The 22,709-nt window shown below is 34.7% G+C and carries 25 protein-coding genes; 14 read left to right on the top strand and 11 right to left on the bottom strand.

Annotated features, from left to right (window positions below; translation table 11 throughout):
* Positions 1-27: 27 nt before the first annotated feature.
* Positions 28-312: a hypothetical protein gene (locus ACJJVN_RS11285; RefSeq protein WP_405378136.1), complete on the bottom strand. Its 285-nt coding sequence runs from the start codon at positions 310-312 to the stop codon at positions 28-30.
* A gap of 13 nt (positions 313-325) precedes the next feature.
* Positions 326-1,153, bottom strand: a complete 828-nt coding sequence (locus tag ACJJVN_RS11280) for an SOS response-associated peptidase (protein ID WP_104513997.1) — start codon at positions 1,151-1,153, stop codon at positions 326-328.
* A 131-nt stretch (positions 1,154-1,284) separates the two neighbouring features.
* On the opposite strand from ACJJVN_RS11280, the gene ACJJVN_RS11275 reads away from it, so the two are divergent.
* From ACJJVN_RS11275 to ACJJVN_RS11265, 3 genes are read left to right on the top strand one after another with little or no spacing between them, the layout of a single operon-like run.
* Entirely contained in the window at positions 1,285-2,055 is a 771-nt protein-coding gene (locus ACJJVN_RS11275) for a helix-turn-helix transcriptional regulator (protein WP_104513996.1), read from the top strand.
* Positions 2,056-2,113: 58 nt separating this feature from the next.
* Positions 2,114-2,776, top strand: coding sequence for a DUF2461 domain-containing protein (locus ACJJVN_RS11270; RefSeq protein WP_405378135.1), 663 nt, complete (start codon positions 2,114-2,116; stop codon positions 2,774-2,776).
* Positions 2,776-3,249, top strand: coding sequence for a hypothetical protein (locus ACJJVN_RS11265; protein ID WP_405378134.1), 474 nt, complete (start codon positions 2,776-2,778; stop codon positions 3,247-3,249). Before ACJJVN_RS11270 ends, ACJJVN_RS11265 begins: the two co-directional genes overlap by 1 nt.
* Positions 3,250-3,258: 9 nt before the next feature.
* On the opposite strand, the gene ACJJVN_RS11260 is transcribed toward ACJJVN_RS11265, so the two are convergent.
* Both ACJJVN_RS11260 and ACJJVN_RS11255 read right to left on the bottom strand, forming a co-directional pair.
* Positions 3,259-4,236 (bottom strand): carboxypeptidase-like regulatory domain-containing protein, encoded by a 978-nt coding sequence (locus ACJJVN_RS11260; protein ID WP_405378133.1) that lies wholly within the window; start codon positions 4,234-4,236, stop codon positions 3,259-3,261.
* Complete coding sequence (locus ACJJVN_RS11255; RefSeq protein ID WP_405378132.1) at positions 4,214-5,479, bottom strand: 3-deoxy-D-manno-octulosonic acid transferase; 1,266 nt, start codon at positions 5,477-5,479, stop codon at positions 4,214-4,216. Before ACJJVN_RS11255 ends, ACJJVN_RS11260 begins: the two co-directional genes overlap by 23 nt.
* Positions 5,480-5,722: 243 nt before the next feature.
* Between ACJJVN_RS11255 and ACJJVN_RS11250 the strand changes: the two genes are divergently transcribed.
* Positions 5,723-6,856, top strand: a complete 1,134-nt coding sequence (locus ACJJVN_RS11250) for a DegT/DnrJ/EryC1/StrS family aminotransferase (protein ID WP_405378131.1) — start codon at positions 5,723-5,725, stop codon at positions 6,854-6,856.
* Between the two features lie 417 nt (positions 6,857-7,273).
* Positions 7,274-7,687, top strand: coding sequence for an endonuclease domain-containing protein (locus ACJJVN_RS11245; RefSeq protein WP_405378130.1), 414 nt, complete (start codon positions 7,274-7,276; stop codon positions 7,685-7,687).
* A gap of 220 nt (positions 7,688-7,907) precedes the next feature.
* On the opposite strand, the gene ACJJVN_RS11240 is transcribed toward ACJJVN_RS11245, so the two are convergent.
* The 4 genes from ACJJVN_RS11240 to ACJJVN_RS11225 form a co-directional block, all read right to left on the bottom strand.
* Positions 7,908-9,248 (bottom strand): ABC1 kinase family protein, encoded by a 1,341-nt coding sequence (locus ACJJVN_RS11240; protein WP_405378129.1) that lies wholly within the window; start codon positions 9,246-9,248, stop codon positions 7,908-7,910.
* 186 nt (positions 9,249-9,434) lie between these two features.
* A complete protein-coding gene (locus ACJJVN_RS11235; RefSeq protein ID WP_104513986.1) occupies positions 9,435-10,118 on the bottom strand; it encodes a TetR family transcriptional regulator C-terminal domain-containing protein in 684 nt (227 codons plus the stop codon).
* A 175-nt stretch (positions 10,119-10,293) separates the two neighbouring features.
* On the bottom strand, positions 10,294-10,869 hold the full coding sequence (locus ACJJVN_RS11230) for a hypothetical protein (protein ID WP_405378128.1): 576 nt from the start codon (positions 10,867-10,869) through the stop codon (positions 10,294-10,296).
* Positions 10,870-10,996: 127 nt separating this feature from the next.
* Positions 10,997-11,353, bottom strand: a complete 357-nt coding sequence (locus ACJJVN_RS11225; protein ID WP_104513984.1) for a toxin-antitoxin system YwqK family antitoxin — start codon at positions 11,351-11,353, stop codon at positions 10,997-10,999.
* A gap of 234 nt (positions 11,354-11,587) precedes the next feature.
* Between ACJJVN_RS11225 and aspS the strand changes: the two genes are divergently transcribed.
* Both aspS and ACJJVN_RS11215 read left to right on the top strand, forming a co-directional pair.
* Positions 11,588-13,336, top strand: a complete 1,749-nt coding sequence (gene aspS, locus ACJJVN_RS11220; protein ID WP_405370382.1) for an aspartate--tRNA ligase — start codon at positions 11,588-11,590, stop codon at positions 13,334-13,336.
* A 59-nt stretch (positions 13,337-13,395) separates the two neighbouring features.
* Positions 13,396-13,659 (top strand): hypothetical protein, encoded by a 264-nt coding sequence (locus tag ACJJVN_RS11215; RefSeq protein ID WP_104513982.1) that lies wholly within the window; start codon positions 13,396-13,398, stop codon positions 13,657-13,659.
* On the opposite strand, the gene ACJJVN_RS11210 is transcribed toward ACJJVN_RS11215, so the two are convergent.
* On the bottom strand, positions 13,656-14,375 hold the full coding sequence (locus tag ACJJVN_RS11210) for a hypothetical protein (RefSeq protein WP_405378127.1): 720 nt from the start codon (positions 14,373-14,375) through the stop codon (positions 13,656-13,658). The two genes, ACJJVN_RS11215 and ACJJVN_RS11210, sit on opposite strands and share 4 nt — an antisense overlap.
* A 112-nt stretch (positions 14,376-14,487) precedes the next feature.
* Between ACJJVN_RS11210 and hemH the strand changes: the two genes are divergently transcribed.
* The 5 genes from hemH to ACJJVN_RS11185 all read left to right on the top strand — a co-directional run bounded on the left by hemH (position 14,488) and on the right by ACJJVN_RS11185 (position 19,561).
* Positions 14,488-15,519: a ferrochelatase gene (gene hemH, locus ACJJVN_RS11205; protein ID WP_104513980.1), complete on the top strand. Its 1,032-nt coding sequence runs from the start codon at positions 14,488-14,490 to the stop codon at positions 15,517-15,519.
* A gap of 102 nt (positions 15,520-15,621) precedes the next feature.
* Positions 15,622-16,983 (top strand): MATE family efflux transporter, encoded by a 1,362-nt coding sequence (locus ACJJVN_RS11200; protein WP_405378126.1) that lies wholly within the window; start codon positions 15,622-15,624, stop codon positions 16,981-16,983.
* A 101-nt stretch (positions 16,984-17,084) separates the two neighbouring features.
* Positions 17,085-18,407, top strand: coding sequence for a hypothetical protein (locus ACJJVN_RS11195; protein ID WP_405378125.1), 1,323 nt, complete (start codon positions 17,085-17,087; stop codon positions 18,405-18,407).
* A gap of 113 nt (positions 18,408-18,520) precedes the next feature.
* Positions 18,521-18,997: an acyl-CoA thioesterase gene (locus tag ACJJVN_RS11190; RefSeq protein WP_405378124.1), complete on the top strand. Its 477-nt coding sequence runs from the start codon at positions 18,521-18,523 to the stop codon at positions 18,995-18,997.
* Between the two features lie 129 nt (positions 18,998-19,126).
* Positions 19,127-19,561 carry a hypothetical protein gene (locus ACJJVN_RS11185; protein WP_405370394.1) on the top strand — a complete coding sequence of 145 codons (435 nt, stop codon included), beginning with the start codon at positions 19,127-19,129 and terminating at the stop codon, positions 19,559-19,561.
* On the opposite strand, the gene ACJJVN_RS11180 is transcribed toward ACJJVN_RS11185, so the two are convergent.
* Both ACJJVN_RS11180 and ACJJVN_RS11175 read right to left on the bottom strand, forming a co-directional pair.
* Positions 19,562-20,449 (bottom strand): DMT family transporter, encoded by an 888-nt coding sequence (locus tag ACJJVN_RS11180; RefSeq protein ID WP_405378123.1) that lies wholly within the window; start codon positions 20,447-20,449, stop codon positions 19,562-19,564.
* Positions 20,450-20,803, bottom strand: coding sequence for an arsenate reductase family protein (locus tag ACJJVN_RS11175; RefSeq protein WP_405370398.1), 354 nt, complete (start codon positions 20,801-20,803; stop codon positions 20,450-20,452). It abuts the gene before it with no gap.
* Positions 20,804-20,924: 121 nt separating this feature from the next.
* On the opposite strand from ACJJVN_RS11175, the gene ACJJVN_RS11170 reads away from it, so the two are divergent.
* Together ACJJVN_RS11170 and ACJJVN_RS11165 are read left to right on the top strand one after the other, a co-directional pair.
* The gene (locus ACJJVN_RS11170; RefSeq protein ID WP_405370400.1) at positions 20,925-21,389 is read left to right on the top strand and encodes a DinB family protein; all 465 of its coding nucleotides are present in this window, start codon (positions 20,925-20,927) and stop codon (positions 21,387-21,389) included.
* A gap of 66 nt (positions 21,390-21,455) precedes the next feature.
* Complete coding sequence (locus ACJJVN_RS11165; protein ID WP_405378122.1) at positions 21,456-22,601, top strand: trans-sulfuration enzyme family protein; 1,146 nt, start codon at positions 21,456-21,458, stop codon at positions 22,599-22,601.
* Positions 22,602-22,709 lie beyond the last annotated feature (108 nt).

Below are 22,709 nucleotides of genomic sequence, written 5' to 3'. Positions count from 1 at the left end.
GTTTATTATTTATGCGTTGCTACTTAATTAATCGATCATGTTTTTAATAACTAGATCATTTACGGTAGGCTCCATAAAATCCACAAAAGTCTCTTTTTCAATTTCGTTTTTAAAATGAATGCCATTTTGTTGTAGTACTTCATGTAGTGTATGATATACCTTATGGATAAGATCTTCGGTTTCAGCAACTTTATCAGACCAGGTTTTTACTTTATGAACTACTTTCATAGTAGCTTTTTTTCCTGTCTTTCTTGTGATTACGAGTTGTTCTACCCTTTGTGCTAACTCTGTTTTAATAAGTTCAATATTCATGTCGGTAATCATTTTAAAATAAAACAAATTGGTCTCCTTCTACTAGACGTTCTTCTCTTATAACATAATCATCTTCTTCGGCATATTTAAGACGTTCATATAAACAGCGATCGTAATCTTTGAAAAGTTTATCTCCTGTAGGTTTTAATAATTCAAGTCCGTTTGCATCAGGACTTTTTATTTTTGAAGATATAGGATAAGCATTAAATCCTTTAGAATCAAAAGGCTCCATCATTCTAGAAAGCTCTGCAACTGACATATCTGGATTAAGCCATTTTTCTTCATCTTCTCTACTTAATATAACTGGTGCTCTATGGTGTTCTATTCTTTGTGTAATTCTATTTGCAGCACTTGTTAATATAGCTACTGTATGGTGCAATTCTCCTGTTAATGGATGTTGCCATGTATCATATATACCTGCTAGAGCAAATGGGCCTCTGTCGCGATTAGGGTAAACTAGATAAGGTTTGTTAAGTTTCTCTTGTTTAGGTCCTTCTATAAAAGCATCTACTAGAACAAGACAACGTTGTGATTTTACAGCATGTTTAAACATAGGCTTATTAAAAATACCCATCGCTCCTTTATACTGAGGATTATTCTCTGGATTCAAATCGCCTTCACTACGCGCATTAATCATATACGTCTGTTTATGTGCCCATTTAGGAGTATATCCTAAGGTAAACATCTGTATGTGGTTGGGTTGCTCGTTTGTAATTACAGGTATTTTATTACCTGCGCTTATGTTCACATTTTCATTAAGTACAGCACCTTTTATAAAAGCAGCATTAAAACGCTTTTCTAAATCTGCCGCTGGTGTAATTATCGTTGCTCTTCCACACATAATTGTAGTATTTTGGAAATATTCCTAGAATAATTCCTATTAACGATTCAAATATATGGAATAATTCCAATATTATGGAATAATTCCACTGTTAAAATTGGAAATATTCCTAAATACCCTATATTTGTTCTATGGCACAAGAGATTTCAACAGAAGCAAAAAGGTTTAAACAAGTTCGTGAAGACCTAGGAAAGACACAAAGTGAGTTTGCAGACTTGCTAGATGCAGGTAGTACAACAGCAGATATTGAACGTGGTAAAAAGAAAATTACTGGTAAGATAGTGACAGAACTTTTACGACAGTTTAATGTTAATCCTTTGTGGTTATATGGTAACAGTTATAATAAGTACCTAGAAACAAGTACGAGTACAGCGCCCAAAATTATTACTATGGACACTAACGATCGTGAAAACATGATCATGGTACCTATAAAAGCAAGTGCTGGATATGCAAGCAATGTACAAGATACAGACTGGTATAACGATTTGCCTGCCTTTAATATACCCTTGCCACAGTATAGAGAAGGTAGTTATCGTGCCTTTCAAGTAAAAGGAGATAGTATGTTACCTGTTTTACAGCCTCATGAATGGGTCATGGGTAAAGCGGTAGAAAGCGTGCGCATGGCAAATGATAATCGCATTCATGTAATTATTACAGCAGATAGCGTTCTTGTGAAGAAACTACGCAAATCAGAATCTCCAGAAGCGGTAAATTTAATTTCTTTAAATAGGGAATATCCAGTTATCGAGCAACCAGTAGTAGAGATTAAAGAGCTTTGGGAAGTGAATTCTAAGCTCAGCTTTGACCTCGATGTGCATGAAGGAGAAGAGGCTATGATTTCTTTAAAACAAGGTTTGGATAGTTTACGTGAAGAAATACAGAGCATTAAAAAAGGGAAGTAATAGGTTGTTTGTTCCGCTTTCGCGAAAGCGGATATTCTAATTATTTAAGTGACATGATATGGGTTTTGAGCATCTTTATGACTTTCTAGAACGATTGCAAGTCAATAACAATAAAGAGTGGATGGAAGTGAACCGCAAAGAATACCAAACGGTGCGTTTATGGTTTATAGACTGGCTTACAGAAATGCAAGAGCGTCTAGTAGAAATCGATCCAGATTATACTGATACTGATGTAAAAAGATCTATCAACCGCATCAATAATAACTTGATGTTTCAGCCTAACAAACCTATTTATAAAGATCATTTTGGAGCAGGACTGGACCTTTCTTATCATGAAAAACAAAATGATTTTTATCTACAAGTAGGCGTGGAGCAATCTTTTATAGCTGGTGGTTTTTATAAACCAGAAGCCAAAGTGCTCAAATCCATAAGAGAAGCGATAGATTATAACGGAGAAGAATTGATAGCAATAATTGAAAAACCCTCCTTTAAAAGGATCTATGGAAAATTATATGAAGATGGTAATTCTTTAAAATCAGCACCAAAGGGTTTTCCTAAAGATCATGAACATATTGATTTACTACGAAAAAAGACATTTGCAGTAGAATACCCATTAACGAGAAAACAAATTCTATCTTCAAACTTTGAAGAATTATATATAGAGTTGTATAAAGAAATGAAGCCTTTTAGAGCTTATTTGAGTGAAGCGGTTACGGTGTGATGATTACTAGAAGATATTTTTTCTTGATGATGCTTTTACCATTTTTCTATTCCTGTCATAGTTCAAGTGACTTTATAGATATAAATAATTTATGTGGTAAATATGAACTTGCTGTCATTAATAAGTCCCACCATCGACAGTACAAGTCAAAGCTTCACACCAATTCTAGAGTTTCATCAGGATTGAAAATGGAACTATTAAAAGATAGTACCTTTCTATATAGTACATGTGGTTTAAATGCAGAAGGGACATGGCAAGTAAGAGATTCAGTTCTTTTATTGCAACCATTAACCCATCATATAAAATCCAAACCAAAAAATATATCTGAGGAAGATTATATTCATAGTTTCAATGTAAAAGGCTTTCTAAAATTTCAGATAGAAAAAGAGCATCTAATCGGAGCTATTAAAAAGACCGATTCTGTTGGGAAAAGTCTTGTAGTGTTTCAAAAGCAAAATAACATTAATCAATAGTGATTATTATTACTTATCCCTATAAAACACTTTAAACTCAGCGCCCATTCCATAGTCATCATTACCAGATCGTACTAATTTACTGTTTGGGTTGTAAGTAAGGTCAAATAATTGCCAGGTTTTATCATTAAAAAAAATGCGTCGTACCCAAGTGTTTTTACCTTCTATTTCTTTAGTAAAAGGTAAAAGTGGCCTGTAAGTAGTTGATACTTTCTCAAAGCCAGATCTTGTTTTAATCTCTCGGTATTTTTTTGCTTTGATTAATTTACCATCAGGCTTTGTGTAACCTAATACTTGTATAGAAGCAAAAATCCCATTATTAGGAATGTTTATTTTAAGTTCTGTAATGTCCAGTTCGTATGTCTCTTCAGTAGTTTGATTGATTACAAATGTTTTTGAAGGATATAAAGATTTTCTCGATGGACTTCCATCTTCTTGCACGTCATAAAAGCTAACTCTAAACATAGTAGAAAATTTACGTAGTTTCCCTTTCTTACTTCGCTGACTTTCTTCTAGAACTACTGGTAATTTTAACTGAGTAATTTGAGTAGGTTCACCATCGTATCGATCGAATTTTACGGCTATTTCACTTTCTACCGTAGGTAACCAGCAGTCAAAATAATTATCATGTCCTATTTCCTTCTGCTTGCGGTCTTTATGTTTACCAGTGAGTGCTGCGCTTATAATTACGGTCTCCAGCTCGTTTGCTTCTAAAGTTAAAAAAACTTCAGATTTTAAATTGACTACAGCTATACCTAAGTCTGCATAACCGATGCTGGAAAAGAATAAGGAATCTACATCTTTATATAGTTCTTTGGTAAACCTAAAACTACCTTCATCGTCTGCAAATGTTCCTTTACCATTACCAAAACTGATGGTAGCAAAAGCAATCGCCTCTTGAGTAGATCCATCCTTTATAACGATGTCCTGACTTTGTACTAGGTTTAAGTTGAGTATTACGAGACTAATCCAGAATAAGTTTTTCATTGATATTTTTTAAATAAGCGACTATCTCGCGAGTTGCGCCAGTATTGCTATTGATCCAGTGTCCACAAATCATTCCAGTTTTATCTCTAAAATGATCGTCTTCAAATAATTTGGTTGCGATAGATTCAAAATCTGTTGAAGTAGCAACAGAAAATAAACCACCTAGGTCTTCTAGCTTACCAGCTTCAGGAAATTTTTCATAATTCTTACCTATAATTACTGGTACACCATAGGTAGCTGCTTCTAGAATATTATGCAATCCCTTTGTTCCCATGGCTCCACCTACATAAGCAACATCTGCATAGCTGTATGCTTTAGTCAGTAATCCTATGGTGTCTATGATTAGGGTAGATGGATTTTTCAAATCATGAATAACACAACCTTGTAGACTGCTCCATTTGGCTGGATAATAACTCAGTGTTTTTTCCAATTCATTTATGTGAGAAACTCCTACTTCATGCGGCGCGATAATGACTTTATAAGCTCCAGTCTTTTCATTTTCATGGAGCCAGTTTTTCATGATCTCAATATCTTCTGGCCAGGAACTGCCTATAACTATGCATTTTTTATCTCCTACAAATTCTTGTAGTTGCTTTACAGTACTGTCACGTTCTATCAATTGGCTTGCACGGTCAAATCTGGTATCACCACTTACACTTGCATTAGTAAAACCTAGCTTTTCTAGATTTTTAAGAGAAGAATTGTTCTGTAAAAAGAAATAATCAAAACTCTCTAGAGATCTAGTCATCCATTTTCCATACCAGCTATTAAATGACATTTTATCTCTAAAAACGCCACTAACTAATATAGTCGTACAGTCTATTTTTTTAAGCGCATTTAAATAATTAGGCCAGAATTCATACTTAACCATAATCGCAACCGTAGGATTTACCGTTGCCATAAATTTATTCACATTGCTTACCGCATCTATAGGTAGATAACAAACAACATCTGCTAGGTGTGTGTTCTTTTTATTCTCATAGCCGCTAGGTGAGAAAAAAGTAAGAATCACTTGAAATTTATCACGGTTAATATTCTCGAGTACTGGTACCACTTGTTCAAATTCTCCTAAACTCGCTGAGTGTACCCATATTTTAGGTAGAGAAGATTTTACTTTCTGGTCTAGAATATCCCATGTTCTCGCACGTCCTTTAACACCTAATTGGAGTTTTTTATTAAAGGCACCGGCTAGTGGTAGGCACGCTTTCGCGAAAGCGGAAAAAATATCATACAACGTCTTCAAAAATCAGTCTTTTTTCAAATGTAGCACAATAGCAGTTACTAGTTAAATTTACTAGGCTAAAACGTAATGGTTTATAATAAAGTAGTTCGATTTAATAGAATCTCAGTGTGTGCTAATACAAATCATTATCTATCAAAACACTTAGTGTAGTAACGTGAAATTAGGTTTAGGCATTCCTCTCAATATTGCTTATTTTTACATGGACTAGCGTGGTTAAACGCGCTGGCTTAATAAAATTTGCAAATGCGTAAAATACAGATGGTTGACCTTCAAGGTCAGTACGAAGGAATAAAAGATAGAGTGAATAATGGGTTGAAAGAAGTCATCGAGTCGGCGGCTTTTATCAATGGACCAGAAGTTCATGCTTTTCAAAAAGAGCTAGAAGACTATCTAGATGTAAAACATGTAATACCATGTGCAAATGGTACTGATGCTTTACAAATCGCAATGATGGGACTGGGTTTAAAACCTGGGGACGAAGTCATCACTGCCGATTTTACATTTGCAGCTACCGTAGAAGTAATTGCTCTTTTAAACCTAACACCGGTTCTAGTAGATGTAAATCCTTATAACTTTAATATCGATACAGACGCGATAAGAAAAGCTATAACGCCTAAAACTAAAGCAATTGTACCGGTTCACTTATTCGGCCAGACGGCAAATATGGACGAGATCATGGCTATTGCCAAAGAGCACGATCTTTTTGTAATAGAGGATAATGCCCAAGGAATAGGTTCTAATTACATGCATGCAGACGGTTCTAAATCTAAGACAGGAACCATAGGTAATGTAGGTACAACATCTTTTTTTCCATCTAAAAATTTAGGTGCTTATGGAGATGGTGGTGCTATTTTTACAAATGATGATGAGCTGGCTCATATCATAAGAGGTGTTGTAAATCATGGTATGTACGAGCGTTATCACCACGACGTAGTAGGTGTTAACTCTAGACTAGACGCGATGCAAGCGGTAGTTTTAAGAGCAAAATTGCCATTTTTAAATGATTATAATAATGCACGTAGAGATGCAGCGAGAAAATATACAGCAGCATTTGACGGAGAAGAAAAAATAATAACACCTATAGTTTGCGATAACTGTGATTGCCACGTTTTCCATCAATACACGCTGGTTATTAAAAATGCAGACCGTGATGGACTCGTAAAACATTTACAAGCAAATAACATTCCTTGCGGAGTCTATTATCCAATTCCTTTACATAAACAAAAAGCATATGTAGACGATAGATATAAAGAAGAAAACTTTACGGTGACTAATCAGTTAGTAAAGGAATGTATTTCTTTACCTATGCACACAGAGCTGGACGACGAGCAAATTAAATTCATTACAGATCATGTAAAAGAGTTTTTGAACAGATAGATTAAGATCTAATAATTGATAAAAGAACCCCTATGAAAACAAGATGTATTTAGTTTTTATAGGGGTTTTTCTATTTCCCGCTTTCGCGAAAGCGGAACACTTACCGTCTTACGGTTTATAATACCATTGAAGGAATAGACTTAAATAAATCGATAGAGCTTAATTGGTAATGTCTGAAGGTGGTAATATTGTAGTTTAAATGCCGAAACCTTTTCCCTAGCCCTAAAGGGTAGGTTTCTAAATAAAAAGATTAATAAATGATAGTCTTTTAATGAGGGCTGTTTTAAAGTTGACTTTGTAATAAAAGACAGACTAAAAAATTCCACCCTTTAGGCTTGGGGAAAGAAGTTTTGGTTAGTAGAAGAGAAACCTTTTCCCTAACCCTAAAGGGTAGGTTTCTATCCTTAAGTTAAAATAATGAAAATGCAAGAGTTGGATTATCTAAAAATCGAAGGGATGTTTGCAGGAGCAACCGCTGATGTAAGAAGATTTGCGATTCAATTGCGTGCTAATACTACTGAATCTGAAGATAAATTATGGGGATATTTAAAGACTAAACCTAAAAATTTCAAATTCAGAAGACAGCATCCGTTTAATCTTTATGTTTTGGACTTTTATTGTCATAAATTACGACTAGCTATAGAGGTTGATGGAGGTTATCATTTTACTAGACAACAACAAGAAAAAGACCGAGACAGAACCTTAGAAATTTCAAAATATAAAGTAGATATTATCCGATTCACTGATCTTGAAGTAATTCAAGACTTTGAAAAGGTTCAAAATGAAATAGAATCTATAATAAAAGACAGGCTAAAAACTTCCACCCTTTAGGGCTGGGGAAAGAAGTTTTGATGTCGATTCTGGCAATTTTCAAATAGGAATTAAGTTTTGGAATGGAATCTAAAAGGTTACATAAGAAAAAGGATTTAGAAACCTTTTCCCCAGCCCTAAAGGGTGAGATTTCTACTTCTTCGATAATATTAAATGAAAAATGGCTTGAAGCAAAGTTTCAAGCCATTTTTCATTTTTCTTTAGTTACTCTTTCAAAAGATTACAAAGCACTATGATTCTTAAAACCTTTCTCTTCTAGATATTTTACATATTCATGGGTGTTAACAGTGGCTTTTAAATCATGTAAAAGATTATAAAGACCAAAGAACGTACGGTTAATGTATAAGAAGTGCTTGCTACCACGGTTACCATTCATCTTACGCAATTCTTTATCATTGCTATATTTCTCACTTAGAGAAGAAATCTCATCCCAAAATCCAGAATCTGCAAAATTAAATGTCTTTTCTTGAAAAGGCTTTGTGAATAAACTCAACATCTCGTGAAATAACGCGCTGAAATAAACAATTTCTTTCTCGCTATCATCTTTGCGTAGAATCTCTAATTCAAATAATTTTTCTCTAAAAATTTCTGGATTATTAATGCTTGCAGGTACCGCCAGCTCAAAATACGGCTGGTAAAATTCGTCCACGATTTCTTTAATACAACCGAAGTCGATGGCAATCAATTCCTCATCCTTAGAAATTAAGAAATTACCAGGATGTGGGTCTGCATGAACGGCTTTTAGACCGTGCATTTGGAACATGTAAAAGTCCCAAAGTGATTGTCCTAGTTTATTACCAGTTTTTTGTGAGAAGTCTGTTGCAGCAAACTCGCTTAAATGCTGCCCTGTCATCCAGTCCATCGTGATGATGCGTTTACTAGATAATTCTGGATAATAGGTAGGGAATTTAAGATTAGGGATGTGAGAACAGGCTTCTGTAATTTCTATGCTTTGCTTTACCTCAAGTGTGTAATCTGTTTCTTCAGTTAATTTATCTTCTACCTCTGCAAAGTATCTTTTTGAGTCTTCACCTTTTAAATTAAACATCTTAATCGCGATAGGTTTTACCATCGCGAGGTCACTACCTATAGACTCTGCCACACCAGGATATTGAATTTTAACCGCTAGTTCCTTACCGTCTTTAGTAGCTTTGTGTACCTGGCCTATACTTGCTGCGTTCACAGAATCCTTTGAGAAAGTATCATAAATCTCTTCTGGAAAAGCACCTTGATATTTCTTAAATGTTTTTCTAACTAACGGAGCCGAAAGTGGTGGCACGCTGAATTGCGCTAGACTGAACTTCTCTACATAAGCACCTGGTAATAGGCTCTTATCCATAGATAGCATTTGCGCTACCTTGAGTGCACTACCTTTAAGACTCTTTAAACCATCATAAATATCTGTCGCATTATCTTCATCAAGAGAAGAGCGATCCATAGAAGGATTTACTGCTTTTTTTGAATAGTACTTGATGTAATTAGCACCGATTTTTGCGCCAGTCTTTACTAGCTCTGTAGTACGGCCTATTTTACTGGTAGGTATTTTGTCTAGTGTTTTCATAGCAATCTAGTTAGGTAATCCACATCGATAAGCTCAGTGTGACACTTTTGAATGTTATTAATGATAAATTGTTCAGTGACTACGCTTTCGCGAAAGCGGAAATAATAGAAACTTGTTAGAAAGCGTCAAAAGTTTTGAGCTTACGGTATTTTTTAAATGTAAGTTTAGATTTCAACTTAAGTTTATTTACGACATGCGCTCTTTCCAAAGGAATTTACCAAAGTCAAGAACAGCGTCTAGTGGTGTGTTATCAAAAACGTCAAAAATGGTGTTTACGGACTTTTCTATAGCCATATCAGTTTTTTCAAAACCAGCACTGTCGTCATCCATCCAGAATTTAAGTAAGAACAACATTTGTATCCAGGCACCTTCACTATAAATAGTTTCAGATCGTTCTAGTAAAATGTTAGTTTTATTCTCATTGCGTTGCATGATTAAGTCTTTAGAAAAGTTTTTTACGTGCTTGCGCAGGTCTTTTAACTGTTCCATCTTGCTCATCATGTGCGGATTTTCCTTAAGAGTATACAGCACATAACTTCTATTAAGAGTCAGGATTTCAAAAAATGTATAGAAAAAAGTAAGCATCTTTTCTCTATTTGAGAAATGTGCATAGTCTTCATTTTTATGAGAGACATCCATAGTCATGGTAAAGAATGTATTCCAGATATCTTTGCGCAAACTATCTAAACTACCGAAGTGATTATAAAAATCTTGCTCGGCCATGTTGTTATCCTTAGCAAATTTGTAAACCGATTTAGGAGTTTTTTCATGTTCTAGAACATAGTCCATATATGCGGTAAGGATATCGTGCTTAGTGATTTCCTTCTTCTTTGCGGTCTTTTTTGCAGGTGCTTTTTTAGTAGTTGCCATAATCTCAATGATTTGATGTAAAGATACAATCTGTTTAACTTATCACACATAATGTTTAAACAAAAGTATGTTAAGATTTAGTCGTGCGTTTTGTATAAAACTTATACTTTAAAGATAAAAAAATCCCTTTCTAAAATTTTAGAAAGGGATTAAATTTTTTTAAAAGATCACGTTGTTATAGACCGTTTATATTTCTTCTTAATTGTGTGAAATTGAATAGAACGAAAGAAAGCTTAATATCCAGAGCTGCAGCTATACCGTTTCTTCCATTATCATCCCATTGATAGCCTATACCGCCTGCTAGTTCAAAGGTGAAGAAATTTGTTATTCTTCTTTTCATACCTATTTTAGGAAAAATGCTTGTAGCTTTACTTATACGGACATTATCATCGCTGGAATAGGTCATCCAGTCTGGTACACGTTGCAATTCTAGGGCTAAATAGTTACCTGTATTCGTAGTTATGGATTTGCCGTTTTCTTTTCTCTTCTGTCTATTATAATAATATCTAGGTTCTAAGCTTAAAGTATTCGTTGCGATGAATTCAGTTTTGGAACTAAAAAGATTTTTATAGAGCCCAAATTCTTGACCAAATTCTAGATGAATCAATAGTTTATCATTAATCGGTTGCTCAAAAGAAGCCCAACCGCCAATGGCCCCTACTTTAATAGATAGGAGGGTTTCTAACTCGTCACTTTGAGAGTAGGAAATTATAGAAAAAAGCAAGGTAAGGGTGAGAATAGTGTGTTTCATGTTGGTTGATTTGGTTTTTGATTACTATCAAACACCATACCTATTAACTTAAATAATGGATAAGCATAAAAAAATCCCTTTCTAAAATTTTAGAAAGGGATTTTTAAGATTATAAAATAATCTTGAACTATGGTTTGTTAGTAGCAACAGGCTCTTTACTTACCCATGTGTTTACTGAAACGATAGCGTTTTCATTATAATCTACTTCAGTAAGCTGGTCACCTTTCCAGAAAAACCATTTACCTGCTTTTCTATCGTTTTTATATTCTGCCTTAGCAGTCTTTTGACCATCAGCATTATAACTGATCCACTCACCGTGTCTTTTATTATCTAGAAAAGTTCCTGTTTGTGCAACTGTTCCATTTTCATGAAAATAGGTTGCTTTTACTGTTCCATCTTCAGTGTTTTCAAAAGTAGGTTTTACCTCTTGTGCCATTGCAACCACACCAAGCATCATTGCCGCAAAAATCATTAATTTCTTCATCGTTCGTTCTTTTTATTACATCCAAAGTTAACATTAAAAACATATTAAAACAACATTTAAGTAACATTAAGTTTACATTAAACTTTTAAAAACCTGTATTTCAGTTAATTGTGTTAATTAAAAAATACCATTTACCTATGTTGATCTTCTACTTTTAATCAAATCTTTACCTTATGGTTATGTATTTATGTGTGAAATCGGTTTATTTTTGCATGCTTATTAGAAGTTTTAAATATGTATAGATCACACGATTGTGGTAGCCTGCGTGCTAGCGATATAAATAAAGAAGTAACACTTGCCGGTTGGGTTCAAAAAAGCCGTGACAAAGGTTTTATGGTTTGGGTAGATTTGAGAGACCGTTATGGTATTACTCAACTTATCTTTGATGAAGAGCGTACAGAAAAAGCTCTTATTGAAAAAGCTCAAAAACTAGGACGCGAGTTTGTAATCCAAGTTAAAGGAACTGTAATTGAGCGTGAGTCTAAAAACAAAAATATACCTACAGGAGAAATTGAGATCCTAGTAAAAGAACTAGAAATTTTAAGTGCTTCTAAGACACCTCCTTTTACCATAGAAGATAAAACTGATGGTGGAGAAGAGTTGCGTATGAAATATCGTTACCTAGATATACGTCGTAATCCAGTACGTGAGAACTTGATTTTCCGTTCTAAGGTCGCGATGGAAGTGCGTAATTTCTTAGCAAACAAAGAATTTATCGAGGTAGAAACGCCTGTACTTATTAAATCTACACCAGAAGGTGCGCGTGACTTTGTTGTGCCATCGCGCATGAATGAAGGGCAGTTCTATGCATTGCCACAATCGCCACAAACTTTTAAGCAATTGCTTATGGTAGGTGGTATGGATAAATATTTCCAGATTGTAAAATGTTTCCGTGATGAGGACTTGCGTGCAGACCGCCAGCCAGAGTTTACACAAATAGACTGCGAGATGTCATTTGTAGAGCAAGAAGATGTGTTGAATATCTTTGAAGAGATGACACGTCACTTATTAAAGAAAGTGAAAAACGTAGACGTTGCTGAGTTTCCTAGAATGACTTACAACGAGGCAATGGAGAAATATGGTAACGATAAACCAGACATTCGCTTTGGGATGGAGTTTGCTGATTTGAACGCTTTCGCGAAAGCGGGAGAATTTAAAATCTTTAACGAGGCAGAGCTAGTAGTAGGAATAGCAGTACCTGGTGGCGAAAGCATGACACGTAAAGAAATCGATAAATTAATTGATTGGGTGCGACGTCCACAAGTAGGAGCCACTGGAATGGTGTATGCAAAATGCAATCTAGATGGGACTTATAAATCTAGTGTAGATAAATTTTACTCTCAAGAAGATCTTGCAAACTGGGCAAAAGCAACTGGTGCAGAGCCAGGTGATTTAATCTGTGTGATGTCAGGACCTGCAAATAAAACTCGTGCACAATTAAGTGCTTTGAGAATGGAAATGGCAGAGCGTCTAGGATTGCGTGATCCAAATAATTTTGCTCCTCTATGGGTAGTAGATTTTCCACTTCTTGAATGGGATGAAGATACAGAGCGTTACCACGCAATGCACCACCCATTTACTTCTCCTAAACCAGAGGATATAGAGAAATTAAAAACAGATCCAGGTAATGTGCGTGCAAATGCTTATGACCTTGTTATGAATGGAAATGAAATAGGTGGTGGATCGGTAAGAATATTTGATAAAGAATTACAGGCTCTTATGTTCGACCATTTAGGATTTACTCCAGAAGAAGCTCGTGCACAATTCGGTTTCTTAATGGACGCTTTTGAATATGGAGCGCCACCACATGCAGGACTTGCTTTTGGTTTTGATAGATTAGTTTCTATTTTAGGTGGTCAGGAAACTATACGTGACTTTATCGCGTTCCCTAAAAACAACAGTGGTCGCGATGTGATGATAGACGCGCCAAGTGCCATTGATAATGAACAACTGACAGAATTGAATCTGAAGGTAACCGTTTAACCTGGAGTATAAATAAAATGTCAGTCTGAGCCTGTCGAAGACGATGTTATATATAAAATATGAATTTTTTAAAATTTCTTGGAATCCTACTACTATGTGCTTTACTGGCCATAGGAGTAGGGTTTTATTTTTTAGACCATGATCAGGTAGCTCTAGGGCATAAAGTGATAGGTCTATCTACCTTATTTATATTCTTTATTGTGATGCCTCTATTTATATGGACGCGTTATAAAAATAAAGATTTGAGTAAATTCAACTTTAATCAGGATAAAAATGATGAAGATGAAGACTGGGATATAGAAGATAAAAGTAGATTGAATTAAGGCATTATAATAGGTCCTAGAAAACGCAACCATAAAATAAAACCGATAAAACTACCTACTATACCTGATATTATAAAGGTAAACCGGTGTTCAATAGGTATTTTATTGAAAGTTGTATAAGTCAAAACTATAATACCTAACAGGCCAAAAATAGCAGCAGGTAATAACAATGGTATTTTTAAATAATAAGCAATGACGACTTCATCTGATTGTAAAGGGATTTGTTCAGTTAATAGACGTGTTATTACTAAGGATAAAAAAATAAATACTTCTCTAGACCAAAAATATGCTAGATAGACTGCGATCCAGTTTTTAAACTTGAATTTATCGCTATTATTAAAAAAAAGTAATAGAAAACCTATGGTTCCAAATAATATGGTTTGTGAAGGTCCTGCTAGCGTGGAATATAGTCCATGTCTTTGAGCTTTCTTTCTGTAAATTTCTAAAGTTTGTATATCCTCTTCATAAACTTGACCATCACTATCGCTATGTTGTGAGTACCATTTATCCATTTCTGGTTGTTGTTTCCATTCTCCATAATTCACATAACCGTAATGTAAGGTCGGTTTTTTGAAATATCGTTGAGCAACAAGATAATGTCCAGCTTCATGAGATACTGTGCCTAGTGGTGTGAAAAGTACAAATGCCAGTAAAAAATAGATACTACTTTTCCAGTTAAAATTTATAGTAATATAATTTTGTATTTTGAAAGACATGCAGTGAATTTAACAATTATAAAGAACATCAATCTTGGTATCAAATCTTTTAAATAAGATTCTAGTAATTAATTAACCATATTGCCGACTTTTGTGTCAGTATAAGATAACTATGAAAAAAGGCGTATTAATGGTGAATCTGGGATCTCCAGATAGTCCAACACCCAAAGATGTAAAGAAATATCTAGATGAGTTTTTAATGGATGAGCGAGTAATAGACTTGCCTTACATTTTAAGAGCTATTCTGGTTAAAGGAATTATTTTAAATACCAGGCCTAAAAAAAGTGCCGAAGCTTATGGCAAAATATGGTGGGAAGAGGGAAGTCCGTTAATAGTTCTTTCAGAGAGGTTACAAGATAAGATAGATTCTTTTACTAGTGTGCCTATTGCTCTAGCGATGCGTTATGGAGCTATGACCATAGAAGACGGTCTTAAGGAATTAAATGATCAAGGTGTAGATGAGGTTTTGTTACTTCCATTATATCCACAGTTTGCTATGGCAACGACAGAGACTATTCAGGTTCTTGCCGAAGAATTGCGTCAGGAGAAGTTTCCACACATGTCATTTACTCAAATGCCTCCTTTTTATAATCACCCTGATTATATACGTGTGCTTTCAGAATCTATTAAAGAGTCGTTAGAAGGTAAAGATTATGAGCATTTATTATTCTCATATCACGGAGTACCAAAAAGACATATAAGAAAAAGTGATATCACAAAGTCACATTGTAGAATGGATGGTAAATGTTGTTCTACACCATCACCTGCTCATGAATTTTGTTATAGCCATCAATGTAAAGAGGTGACTAGATTAGTAGGTGAATACTTAGGTATGGAAGATGGGACATTTTCTACTAGCTTTCAATCACGTCTAGGTTTTGACCCATGGTTAACACCGTATACAGATCGTACCATTGAAAAAATGGGATTAGGTGGGACTAAAAAAATGGCTATTGCTACACCAGCATTTGTTAGTGACTGTCTAGAAACTCTAGAAGAAATAGCGATGGAAGGAGAAGAAATTTTTCATGAAGTAGGAGGTAAAGAATTTCATGTAATACCATGTCTTAACGATCGTGAAGATTGGGTAAAAGTGTTATCCCGCTGGATAGATGAATGGGCTATGAGCGATGTCACTGCTTAATCATAACTTTCAATAGAATTACAAAAAGGCTTTTCATTAATTTGAAAAGCCTTTTTATCGTTAAATAGGTAAAATAGTTAGAGTAGAGTATTTTTACATCTTATGTCTACAAAGCCAGCCAGTAAATCTCAACTTTTAGGAACAGAGACCATAACCAGTCTGTTAATTAAGCAAGCAGTTCCTGCATCGATAGGTATTCTAGTAATGTCTCTTAATATACTGGTAGATAGTATTTTTGTCGGTAACTGGATAAACTCTGATGCTCTCGCAGCAATAGGTGTTGTATTACCTATCTCTTTTTTTGTAGCAGCATTAGGGATGGCTATAGGTATAGGTGGATCTAGTATCATATCTAGAGCTCTAGGTGCAGACCGTATGGATAAAGCACGACGCACCTTTGGAAATATGTTATCGCTTACTGTGGTCATTACTTTGTTAATGACCGTTTTCGGATTGCTATTTGTAGATTCTTTAGTGCCAGCATTCGGTGGTAGAGGTGCTCTTTTTGAACCAGCTAAAGTCTATTACCAAATCGTTTTTTATGGAATACCTATTCTTGCTTTGTGCATGATGGGTAATAATGTGATACGTGCAGAAGGTGCTCCTAAGCATGCCATGATAGCAATGCTTATACCTTCTGTAGGTAATTTGATACTGGATTATATTTTCATCAATAGATTAAATATGGGAATGGCTGGTGCTGCTTGGGCGACTACCGTTAGTTATTTTTTATGTTTTGCTTATGTATTACAGTTTTTTGTATCAGGAAAAAGTGAGTTGATTTGCACTTTTAAAGATTTACTTCCAGATTGGATAATTCTCAAAGAAGTGGGGAGTTTAGGGTTTGTAACACTTGCTAGGCAAGCAACCTCTAGCTTTATCTTCCTAATTATGAATAATATTTTATTTGAATTAAGTGGTGCAGACGGTGTCGCGGTATTCCGTATTATAGGTAGTATGATGGTGTTTGCTTTATTCCCAGTTATGGGTGTTACACAAGGGTTTTTACCTATTGCAGGATATAATTATGGTGCAAAATTGTGGGATAGAGTGCGTGAGGTTACCTATACTTCTATTAAAATATCTTGTGGATTAGGTGTTCTTATATTTTTAGGGCTCTTCTTTTTTACATATCAAATTGCCGATGTTTTTACAGATAATCCTAAAGTGATAGAGCAAGCATCTTTTGCTATGAAACTGGTATTTCTATCGGTTCCTATTATTTCTATTCAATTAATAGGTTCTGCATATTATCAGGCTATCGGTAAAGCGATTCCTGCTTTATTATTAACACTTTTAAGAATGGCTATTATTCTTATTCCATTGCTATTAATTCTCCCTAATTTATATGGTGAATTTGGAGTATGGATTAGTTTCCCTATAGCAGATTTCCTTTCTACTATAATCACAGCTTGGTATTTATGGCTTGCAATGAAAAGGTTGAAAAGCACTCGAAAAGAGTAAAATAGGTTGTTAATCGGTTATTTTATACCGTTAAATAATATTTTGATGAAATAAAATGTTATTCCATTTATTCTTCTCTTTTTTGCAGCAAAATTTAACAAATGCTCAAGTTAATACTTTGTTTTTTAATGATTTCTACAATTGGCTTTGCTCAAGTAGGATTAAATACAGATTTACCACAAGCTTCTTTAGATGTTGCCTCTACTAATCAAGGGATACTAATTCCTAGAGTAGAATTAGTGGACACTTCTGATGTTGTTACAGTTGTTAATCCAAATGGGACTCCTTTAGTTAAATCTACTATGGTTTATAATACCGCTACTAGAAATGATGTGGTACCTGCTTTTTATTATTGGAATGGCGTTGATAAATGGCTTAGAATATTAGTGGCAGATGATAATGAAGATATATGGAAAGCAAATCCTACTAATAATCGTGTAGAGATTGATAAATTAAGTGATGGAGTTACTGATAGACCCAATAACAATGTGTACATTACAGATGAAAGCCAATTAATTATTGACCAAGTAACGACCAATAATGATAACGGTGGCTCTCGTAAAATCCAGGTTTATAACGGTGATATAGCAAACTACTCTAATATACCTAATGGAGCGGCTTTTGGTTTTTTAGGGCACAAATCACGTGGAGATATTGCTACACCATTAAGTGTACAGCCTGATGATCATGTAACGGCTTATTATTCTTTACCTCACAATGGTACAGGTTATGTGCTGTCTTCATTCTTTATGCAAGGTGTAGATCCATCTTGGGATGGAACAAGTTCTGTAATCCCTGGTGATTTTAGATTTAATACCACAACGGTTAATAACACTATCGCAGGTGAAAAAATGAGGATAACGTCTGAGGGTAAAATAGGTATCAATACTCCTTCACCTACCGAAGCTTTAGAAATCCATGGTAATAACGGAAATGGATGGGATGGCGATGTAGATGTGTATAGCCACGGCAGTAATATTACCTCTTTTCATATAAGAAGTTCCACTGGTACAAGAACAGCCCCTAGAAGTATCGGTTTAAAAACAAATGCCAATATCTTTAATATGGAAGCTCAAGGGTATGACGGTACTAATTATATCACAGCAAGTGCGATAAAATTAGGGGTTACAACAACAACTAATACTGGTGTAAATGATATGCCTGGTAGAATAGTTTTTGCTACGACTACCGACGGTACCAGTACATTGAGTGACAGAATGATTATAGATGACAATGGAAATGTGGGAATAGGAAGACTTACTGGGCTCACAGAGAAGTTAGAAGTAAACGGTACCATTAAAGCTACCAGTATTAACTTTACTGGTATTCCAGATTTTGCTAGTGATGCCGACGCGACTGCAAATGCATCTCTGCAAGTAGGTGATATCTATAGAGTAGGAAATGACCTTAAAATTAAATTATAAGAGTAAGAGATGGTTTTGGTTTCCGCTTTCGCGAAAGCGAAATAATTAAATTTTCTCTAAACCTTTTCTTTACTATGCACGCATATAATATCTTTACTTAAAAATAAGATTTTATGTATACCAAAGGATTTGATGTAAGATGGAGTGACCTAGATGCAAATAGACACATGGCAAACAGTGCCTATCAAAATTTTATGAGTCATACACGTATGGCATTTTTAATCGAGAACGACTTTGGTCATAGAGAGATGGCTCAATATGAAACTGGACCGGTCATTTTTAATGAAAACATATTCTATTTTAAAGAAATACATCAAGGTAAACCTATTACAGTAAGTTGTGAAGTAACTGGCATGAGTGAAGACGGTAGCCTATTCAGTTTTGTACATAATTTTTATGACTATAAAGGTCGTAATGTTGCACGAGGTTTAATGACTGGTGCATGGATGAATTTACGAGAACGTAAAATCACAGCTTTACATCCAGAATTACACGATAAAATCAAAAACTTTCCTAGATCTGCAGATTTTAAAATATTACAAAAATCAGATACTAGATCGCATGGACAGTTTGCTAAAGACCTTAGTTAAGTACTTGACCAACGTTAAATCAGGTTGTTATAAAATACTTTTAAAGCGATAAATAAGTATTACATCTATTAAATAATTCAAAATGTCGGCGCTTTTCCATTAAAATTCAGTTACTTTTATATTTATCCTATGATATCTATAAAAAATACTATATTCTATAGTGAAGTTTTAAAGGAATTAAATTACCATTTTGGTGACTTCTATTTCTTTGAAGGATTTGTAGTGTCAGAAATAAAAGAAGGTGTGAATTTTTCTTGGGATTATGCAAAAATTGTCATCCACGAAGTATCGCAATATTATAATACTAAGGGTAAAGAAATCGTATACTTATCTAACCGTATCCATAACTATAATGTTAAACCAGTGGACTGGCTCAAATATACGATGCACGCCTTTAAGTTAAAGGGATATGGTATAGTGGTTAATTCAAATGTAGGACGTAAAAATGCTTTATTTGAATCGATTTTTATACCCACTCGTTTTAAAACTTTTACCAGTACGCTAGATGGTATACAGTGGGCTGCTCAGATTAATGAGGTAGACGAGGTTAAAAAAAAGAAATAATTATTTTCTCTTTATTCCTGTTAAAAATACACCAGTAAATATCAATAACCCAGCAACAAGTTTTTGCCAGGTAATCACATCTTTATCCAGTCCTACTGCTATAAATGTTGCTAGTAAAGGTTGTAAATAAATAAAAACAGCAACTACGCTGGGCTTTAATGTTCTTATAGCTATAATATTGAGCATATAGGTCCCAAACGTAGCAAAAATCACCACATAACCTATATTCAGTAAAGTCTCCGTGCTAGCGGTTGTGATTTCAAATTCTAATCCCTGAGAGATGCCAAAAGGTGTGATAATTAATACACCAAAAAAATACAACCACTTCATAAGCATGAAGACATCATACTTTGCAGTTAACCTTTTAGCCAGTAAAATATAGATGCCATAAGAAATAGCGTTCACTAGAACCAGTATATTACCTAAAAATGGGTCTTTTGCCTCTGCACTTTCTCCAGTAGAAAGTAACGTTAAAAGAGCTGCGCCAGAAAATCCAATTAGAATACCTACTATACGTAAAGAATGCAGCCGTTCTTTTAAAAAAAGAGCGCTCAATACCAGTACAATTATAGGTGTGCTCACCATTAAAACAGATGCGCTTATGGGAGACGTTAATGACAGGCCCCACATAAAGGTAACCATATTAAAACCTACACCACAAAAAGCTGCTAGAGCAATAAGTGGTAATTCTCGATAAGGTATTTTTTCTTTGGACTTAGTAAATAGGGAAATACCCCAGAATATTACACAAGTAGCTACAACTCTATACCATGCCAGACCGAAAGGTCCTACATGCTCTGGAGTAACTTCTTTTGCAGCTGTAAAGTTATAAGCATAAAATAATGCTACTAAAAAGCCACAAATAATAGCAACCGTTCTTTTACTCATTTAAGATAGAGCCTCTTGCGCAGCAGCAACTACTTTCTTAGAGTTACCTATATAAGCTTGGTTATTATATATAAGAATAGGTCTTTTTATGAACGTATAATGATCCAATAAAAGGTTTTTATAATCCTCTTCTGTCAGGTCTTTTTCATGAAGACCGCGACCTCTATATAATTGCGCTCTTCTATTAAAAAGTGCCTCATAAGAGCCAGCTTGTTCTTTTAAAAATTCAACCTGATCCATAGTTACAGGTTCTTCTTTAGTATTTTGTAAAGCGATGTCATCAGTAAGTTCTAACTCACCTTTAATGCGTTGACAAGTATTACAGCTATCTAGATAAATGAATAGATTTTTCATATAGCAAAATTACGATAGCTTTTTTGATAAGGAATATCTTTAGCCTTAATATTAATTAATATGCTGGTTTCGCTTTCGCGAAAGCGGAATAAAATCAATCATAAATTAAATACAACGTTACATGAATCACTTATTTGAACATAATCTAACCACTAGAAAAATATTTTTAAGCCTTATAGATCAGCTTACCGTGGATGAATTAAATCTGATTCCAGAAGGTTTTAGAAACAATATCATTTGGAATATTGTGCACAGTATCACAGCACAACAAGGTCTGGTTTATGGGCTTTCAGGTCTAGAAAAATCTGTAACCAAAGAATTAGCAGATAAATATGGTAACGGTACCATGCCAGATGGTGAGGTAAGCAAAGAACAGATAGAAGAGTATAAAGTCATGCTATTAGATCTTATAGAAAAAACTAAAACAGACTATGAAAGTGGAGTTTTTAAAGAATTTAAGGAGTACACCACTGGTACTGGCTATAAAATGCGCAATGTAGAAGAGGCGCTAAGTATGAATAATATTCATGAAGGTATACACCTAGGTTATGCTCTTGCTATTAGGAAGGCGATTAAGAACAATTAAATAAATTTTAAAAAGCAAGCCGGTTTTAAAACTAGCTTTTACTTTTATACCGAAGAAAAGAAGGATATGAAATTTAATACCAAAACCATTCACGGCGGTCAGGAGAATATAGATCCAGCCTATAATTCTGTAATGCCACCCATTTATCAAACCACTACTTTTAAACAAAGTACACCACATGGACATAAAGGTTTTGAATACTCACGTAGTGGTAATCCTACTCGTAATGCGTTAGAAAAATCTATGGCTAGTCTAGAGAATGGCGTTTATGGAATTGCTTTCGGTTCTGGTCTTGCCGCTATTGATGCGGTGCTTAAATTATTAAAATCTGGTGATGAGGTAATTTCTACTAGCGATTTATATGGTGGTTCTTACCGATTATTCACACAGATTTTTCAAAATTTCGGTATCAAGTTTCATTTTGTAGGAATGGAGAACGCTGCTGACATTGAGAAGCACATCAATGGTAACACAAAACTTATTTGGGTAGAAACGCCTACTAACCCTATGATGAATATTATAGACATAGAAGCTGTTTCAAGAATATCTAAAAAGCACCAATTAATTCTAGCAGTAGATAACACATTTGCAACACCATATTTACAACAGCCCTTAGATTTAGGTGCAGATATTATTATGCATAGCGCTACTAAATATTTAGGTGGTCATAGTGATGTTGTAATGGGTTCTCTGGTCGTAAATGATGAAGCGCTGGCTAAGAGATTGTACTTTATACAAAATGCAAGTGGTGCTGTTCCTGGTCCACAAGACTGCTTTTTAGTATTGCGAGGTATAAAAACACTTCATGTAAGAATGCAACGTCATTGTGAAAATGGTAAAGCTGTTGCTCATGCATTAAAATCAAATCCTAATGTAGATAAAGTGTACTGGCCAGGTTTTGAAGATCATCCTAATCATGAAATTGCTAAAAAGCAAATGAAGGATTACGGCGGTATGGTTTCTTTTAGTACAAAAGCTGGTACATTAGAAAGTGCAGTTAAGGTTGTGGAGAATTTAAAGGTGTTTACTTTAGGAGAATCATTAGGTGGTGTAGAGTCTCTCGCTGGGCATCCTGCGAGCATGACTCATGCTAGTATACCTAAAGAAGATCGCGAGAAAACAGGTATCGTAGATTCATTGATACGACTAAGCGTGGGAATAGAAGATGTAGATGATTTATTAGAAGATCTTGATCAAGCACTGACTTCATAAAGAATATGTGCTGTGTTAATCGCGCTGTTTTTAGTTGTAATGTATTTGCTTTTTTAATAAATAAAGTTTGATGTTTTCTCGCTTTCGCGAAAGCGGAACACATCTCAC

Source organism: Nonlabens sp. Asnod3-A02, assembly GCF_045063755.1.
Classification (GTDB): domain Bacteria; phylum Bacteroidota; class Bacteroidia; order Flavobacteriales; family Flavobacteriaceae; genus Nonlabens; species Nonlabens xylanidelens.
Note: the sequence above shows the minus strand (reverse complement) of the source record. Positions and strands in the feature narration are given on the sequence as shown.